A 5,991-nucleotide genomic window follows, 5' to 3' on the forward strand; every position below is an offset into this window, starting at 1 on the left:
CTGCTCGCCGTCGTATGCCAGCTTATCTTTTTCAGCCACCGCCTGTAGTACTTCTGCAATCTTCAAACGCGAATTGGCTCTGAATTTCCGGACTTCTTCCTTGATGTAATTATCCACTTTTTGCTGACGTTTGGCCCGTTCAGCCTGATATTCTTTAAATTCTTTTTCCGATTTCGATTTACCGATCAAAGGTAAATCTTTTTCTTCAGGCTCATGGCTGCTGACAAAGATGCCATACAATGAGTAATAATCTTTGATCGGAACGGGGTCAAACTTGTGATCGTGACAACGTGCACACGAAGCAGTTAACCCCAGCAGACCGCGCGAGACGAGATCAATCCGGTCATCGGTAATATCATGAATGTTGCCTCGATAGCGCTGACCCACGGTCAGAAAACCCAATGCCGCCAGAGCACGATCATCGCCACTGCGATCGAGTTGATCTGCCGCGATTTGTTCCTGGATGAACCGGTCATAAGGCAGATCTTCGTTGAAAGCGCGAATGACATAATCACGGTAAGTATAAGAGTAGGGATAGCGGCGTTCGGAAGTAAACACATAACCTTTTGTGTCTGCATACCGGGCGACGTCCAACCAGTGCCTGCCCCAGCGTTCTCCGTAATGGGGAGAAGCTAAGAGCCGATCAATCAGTTTTTCGTACGCATCGGGAGCAGCATCATTCACAAAGGCTTCGACTTCCTGATACGAAGGAGGTAAGCCAGTTAAATCCACAGACGCTCTGCGGATTAATTTCCGCCGATCAATGGGGGGAGAAAGTGTCAATCCTTTCGCTTCCAGACGTGCGAGCACAAAGTGGTCTACCGGAGAAGAAACCTGTTGCTGGTTTTTGACCTTGGGAAGTTCCGGATGACTCACCGGCCGAAATGCCCAATGGTTTTGGGAAATCGCTGCATAATCATAGGCGCCGTTTACCGGAACAGCTTTGGCATCTTGATCGGAGATCGGCCAGGGAGTGCCCATTTCGACCCAGCGGGTTAATGCGGCAATTTCGGTGGGAGGCATTTTTCCAGCGGGGGGCATCTGACTGTCGTCATCATGATATTGAATCACCTGGATGATTCTACTTTTAACAGGGTCTCCCGGAATCACGGCGACACCACTATCGCTGCCTTTCATCATCCAGGCATGCGAATCCAGACGCAGACTGGCTTCCTGTTTTTTAGAGCCGTGACATGCATAACATCGCTTCACGAGAACCGGTCGAATTTCCTTTTCAAAAAATTCGATCTGTTCAGCAGGGATTTTATTCGCAGCCTGCAGCAGTGAGGGCGCTGAAAAGACAACGAGGGCAAGCACTGCCCAGCATCGAAACGCTGAAGGCATAGGAACTCTTGATGAATTATGAAATCGGATAAAAGGCCGCTTCATTTTTTCAATTCTTTCTCTACTAAACGCGGGCGGGAAAAGTCAGGAGGGATCAGGTTTGACTCACTTTAATTCGGCAAACCCTCATACTTCTATTCTACTCGACGATAGAGGCAAGGGGTAGTCAGTTTTTTCACTTAAACCTTATGAATCATAGAGTTAGTGAATTCCAGATTCACCCGCATTCTTAACAAGGTTATGTAATTAGTGCTGTGCCCACCATTTTATTACTTCGTAGAATGCAGTACAGTTGCTCTAGAGCTACTATCGACTTAAAGACGCTGTGATTTCAATTTTTACCCCGGTAAAATCACTCCGAAATATTGAGGTGATCATGACTGAAGACCAGATTTTAACAGAAGAACAGATTCAGGAATTTCTGAACACTTACTCTGAATGGGAGTTTCGTGAAGGTTGGTTGAGAAGAAAGTACGCGACACCTGGTTGGCCGCATACCCTCATGCTGGTAAATACCATCGGTTATCTGGCCGAAGCAGGTTGGCACCATCCGGATCTAAGCGTGGGTTATGCTGCGGTAACCGTCAAATTACAGACGCATCGGGTTAAGGCCATCACAACCAAAGACACCGAGTTAGCTCAAAAAATTGAAGAAACCGTGACCTGGTTACCCGCAGAGGAGTCACCACTCGACGGATTCCCCAAACACTGGGTTCATTAACAGAAACCGACCGTTGCAAGACTTCAGGAAAGACCGACTATGAAACAGGAACGCATCCTGTTTGTGACTGGAAAACTGGCCGAATATTCATTGCGGGAAATACTGGAAAAACTGGCCCCTCAGGCCGGTTTTGCATATGACATCACCGTGTTGAATGTGCAAGTTGCCGCTTTGATGCATGTTCCTCTGGTCAAACGCAGACTGACTGTTCCAGCCGGGATCGACTGGGTCATGCTTCCCGGTTTATGTAAAGGCGACCTGCAGATTCTCACGGATCACTTTGGACTCCCTTTTAAAAGGGGGCCTAAAGATCATTTCGACCTCCCGGAATATTTTGGTCAGGAAGGGAGACCCCCCAAGGATCTATCCCGATTTGATATCGAAATCCTGGCGGAAATCAATCATGCCCCGTTTCTGTCAGATGCGGAAATCCTGCAACAGGCAGAACATTACCGCCAAAACGGGGCGAACCTGATTGACGTCGGCTGCGTTCCCGGTGAAAGCTGGAGTCGGGCAGGGGAGGTCGTGCGGATGCTGGTCGATGCGGGGCACCGTGTCTCGATTGATAGTTTCGAGCAGCAGGAGGTAGAAGCGGCTGTCGAGAACGGGGCAGAACTCATCCTGAGCTGCAATCACACGAATCTCGACTGGGTCTCAAAACTGGGGGTTGAAGTCGTCGCGATCCCGGATATTCCCAGTGATTTTGATTCTCTGTGTGATGTTGTCGATCAACTGGTTCGTACAGAAACCCCTTTTCGAATTGATCCTATCCTGGAACCGATCGGCTATGGTTTCGCGGCCTCTCTGGAGCGTTATTATCGGGCACGCAGGGAATTCCCGGAATTTGAAATCATGATGGGCATCGGAAATTTGACCGAGCTGACCGAAGTCGACACCGCAGGAATCAATTTTCTGCTCGCCGCACTCTGCCAGGAGTTGAAAATTCACAGTGTTCTGGCAACGGAAGTGATCAACTGGGCGCGCAGCGCCATCCGGGAATTTGATTATGCCCGACGCATGGTAAAATATGCGATCGACAGCAAAAGTCTGCCCAAACACATTCACTACCAACTCGTTTTGTTGAGAGATGCCAAACTCAATGAAATGGGACAGGCCGCTTTAAAGAATCTGTCACAACAAATTCGTGATCCGAATTATCGCATCTTCGCTGAACAGGATGAATTGCACGTCATGAATCGGGACGGTTACTGGAAAGGGACTGACCCCTATCAGTTATTTGATCAGTTTCAGGCGGCCAACCCGAAAGAACTGGACGCCGCACATGCGTTTTATCTGGGTTACGAAATGTCTAAAGCAGTGACAGCTTTGACGTTGGGAAAACAATATCAGCAGGACCAGCCTTTAAACTGGGGTTTTCTGTCACAAGCGGAAATCAGTGCGCTGGAACGCAGAAGAGATCAGGGAGCAGGTGAGCAATGTGGACCTCGCTGATGATTCCGTAGTGGTCAGGCTCTTGCTATACTGATTTGAGCGCCTTTTGCGATTGACTCCGATCTAAATTCATCGTGTTTCTTCTGTAGATTAAATTCATGTCCGGTAACGTTTTTCAGGATCTCTCTCACCTACTGCCAGAGCAGGGGAGGCATGTATCAAGCCCGCTTCCACTTGTGGAAGAGCTGACTCCCTGCCCGGATCTGGAGCGTCTCTTTCTGGAATTCGCCGGTGATGACAGTCTGCTGGTACTGGAGAGCGCCCGCCAGACCTCCTCAGTGGGACGATTTTCCTATCTGATGTGCAACCCGCTGACCCGCGTTCAAATCCAGCAGGCTCAGTTTGCCGCAGATCCTTTTGAAACGTTTCGGCACATTCACGCACGACATCATGTGGAATCCATTCCCGGTCTTCCGCCATTTCAGGGAGGATTCGCCGGCCTGCTTTCCTATGAACTGGGTCGCTGCTGGGAAAAGTTTGCCCGTGCTCCTCACGATGAGTTTCAACTCCCCGATCTAGCCGTCGGATTTTATGACTGGGTGATATCCTGGGATCATAGCCAGCATCGCGCCTGGCTGATCGTGCAAGGTTTCGATCATCGTCTGGAAACACAAAATCTCGATCTGGCCGCGCAGCGGCTGAAAGCACTCAAAGCACGCCTGCATTCTGCAGACGGCAATCGACAGTCCAGATTGACTCCACTCACACAAAGTAAATTTTCTCAGACGAAGCAACTCCAGTTGGATGATCTTTCTCCCAATTTCCCCATTGAAGGAAACCGGGAGATTTTGAGTAATTTCAGCAAACCCCAATTTCTCAAACATGTCGAACGGATCATTGAATATATCTACGCCGGCGATATCTTTCAGGCTAATTTTTCACAGCGTCTGCTGAGTCGCAGTACCGGACACCCTGCAGAACTCTATCTGAATTTACGAGCGAAAAACCCGGCCCCCTTCGCCGGTTATTTTGGCTGGGATGACTGGGCCGTGGTCAGCGCATCGCCCGAACGATTTCTCAATGTCTCTCAGAACGAAGTGGAAACCCGCCCGATCAAAGGGACCCGTCGCAGGCAATATGTACCGGAAGCAGATCTGTTAACACGTGATGAACTGCGTGAAAGCGAAAAAGATCAGGCGGAAAACGTGATGATCGTTGACCTGCTCCGGAATGATCTTTCCCGCGTCTGCCAGCCCGGCTCCATTCGCGTGCCCCACCTCTGTGAAGTGGAAACTTATGAAACCGTACAACATCTGGTTTCAGAAGTACGGGGACAGCTCAAACCGGAAAACACAATCTGGGATTTACTGGCCGCCTCATTTCCCGGCGGTTCCATCACCGGCGCTCCCAAAGTCCGGGCCATGGAAATTATCGCGGAACTGGAACCGACGGTCCGCGGCCCTTATTGTGGCAGTCTGTTTTATGCTGGTTTGAATGGTGAATTTGACAGTAATATTCTGATTCGCACCTTTACCGTCAGAAATGGCTGGATTCAATTTCCCGTCGGCGGTGGCATTGTTGCTCAGAGCAACCCGCGTCTGGAATACGAAGAAACCCTGCATAAAGCCGCAGGCATGATTGCCGCATTACAACCATAACTTCCCGTTTGCAGAAACGCGTTCATGATCCTGATCATTGATAATTATGACAGCTTTGTCTTTAACCTGGCCCGCTATTTTGAAGAGTTGGGACAGCAGACGAAAGTCGTTCGGAACGATCAAATCACGCTGCAGCAGGCCGAAGAATTAGCCCCTGACGCGCTGGTGCTTTCGCCCGGCCCCTGTACCCCGGAAGAAGCAGGGCTGAGCCAGGAACTGGTAACACAATTTGCCAATCGAATTCCCATTCTCGGCGTCTGCCTGGGACATCAGACCATTGCGGCCAGTTTCGGCGGAAAAATCATCAAAGCGCCGCGCCCCATTCACGGGCAGACTTCTTTGATTTTTCATCAAACTTCCCGTTTGTTGTCCAGGCTGCCTAATCCTTTCCATGCGACCCGTTACCATTCTTTGATCATTGATGAAGCGACACTTTCGGCTGATCTGCTCATCACAGCCAGAACGGAAGACGGCATTCCGATGGCAATCGAACACAAAACCGCCCCCTTATTCGGTGTACAATTTCATCCGGAATCGATTCTGACCGAAAGTGGACTCGCCTTGCTGGAGAGTTTCCTCTCCTTTATTCCAGCGCACCACTCAGACTCATAAAGTAGTCGTAGCGAAATTTTTAGAGGCCGATTAGTTAAGCTGGTTCAACTTTGCTTTCTGACAAATAAACTCCTCCGTTATGATCCTGAGTTTTTTGCATTTCCTCACATCCCGTTTCGATTACTGTGTAATACTTCACAATAACCTCCCCACATCCAACCGATAAAAAAGAAGATCTCAGAACGTCAATGAATCTGATTTCAGCATTACTGAACGATTTGGCGTTCATGTATTCAAAGAGATTTGTGGAGGCACTTTCATGCA

The 5,991-nt window shown here is 49.3% G+C and carries 6 protein-coding genes; 4 read left to right on the plus strand and 2 right to left on the minus strand.

Annotated elements, in window-relative coordinates; genetic code table 11:
* The coding region (locus Q0294_RS01875) for a DUF1549 domain-containing protein (RefSeq protein WP_299460301.1) at positions 1–1,344 on the minus strand (1,344 nt) is incomplete at its 3' end.
* Positions 1,345–1,720: 376 nt separating this feature from the next.
* Here Q0294_RS01875 and Q0294_RS01880 point away from each other — a divergent pair.
* The 4 genes from Q0294_RS01880 to Q0294_RS01895 all read left to right on the plus strand — a co-directional run bounded on the left by Q0294_RS01880 (position 1,721) and on the right by Q0294_RS01895 (position 5,727).
* Entirely contained in the window at positions 1,721–2,065 is a 345-nt protein-coding gene (locus tag Q0294_RS01880) for a 4a-hydroxytetrahydrobiopterin dehydratase (protein ID WP_299460304.1), read from the plus strand.
* 39 nt (positions 2,066–2,104) lie between these two features.
* Positions 2,105–3,517 carry a DUF6513 domain-containing protein gene (locus Q0294_RS01885; protein ID WP_299460307.1) on the plus strand — a complete coding sequence of 471 codons (1,413 nt, stop codon included), beginning with the start codon at positions 2,105–2,107 and terminating at the stop codon, positions 3,515–3,517.
* A gap of 98 nt (positions 3,518–3,615) precedes the next feature.
* Positions 3,616–5,115 (plus strand): aminodeoxychorismate synthase component I, encoded by a 1,500-nt coding sequence (pabB, locus tag Q0294_RS01890; protein ID WP_299460309.1) that lies wholly within the window; start codon positions 3,616–3,618, stop codon positions 5,113–5,115.
* A 24-nt stretch (positions 5,116–5,139) separates the two neighbouring features.
* Positions 5,140–5,727 carry an aminodeoxychorismate/anthranilate synthase component II gene (locus tag Q0294_RS01895; protein ID WP_299460311.1) on the plus strand — a complete coding sequence of 196 codons (588 nt, stop codon included), beginning with the start codon at positions 5,140–5,142 and terminating at the stop codon, positions 5,725–5,727.
* Positions 5,728–5,761: 34 nt separating this feature from the next.
* On the opposite strand, the gene Q0294_RS01900 is transcribed toward Q0294_RS01895, so the two are convergent.
* Positions 5,762–5,991, minus strand: a 230-nt coding sequence (locus Q0294_RS01900; RefSeq protein ID WP_299460313.1) for a hypothetical protein, incomplete at its 5' end; no start/stop codon positions are given.

The organism is uncultured Gimesia sp., assembly GCF_937919775.1.
GTDB lineage: Bacteria > Planctomycetota > Planctomycetia > Planctomycetales > Planctomycetaceae > Gimesia.

What these genes read in the sequence shown, in the direction of transcription:
- Q0294_RS01880 (WP_299460304.1), top strand. Translation starts at nt 1,721, where the DNA reads ATGACTGAAGACCAGATTTTAACAGAAGAACAGATTCAGGAATTTCTG.
- Q0294_RS01885 (WP_299460307.1), top strand. Translation starts at nt 2,105, where the DNA reads ATGAAACAGGAACGCATCCTGTTTGTGACTGGAAAACTGGCCGAATAT.
- pabB (WP_299460309.1), top strand. Translation starts at nt 3,616, where the DNA reads ATGTCCGGTAACGTTTTTCAGGATCTCTCTCACCTACTGCCAGAGCAG.
- Q0294_RS01895 (WP_299460311.1), top strand. Translation starts at nt 5,140, where the DNA reads ATGATCCTGATCATTGATAATTATGACAGCTTTGTCTTTAACCTGGCC.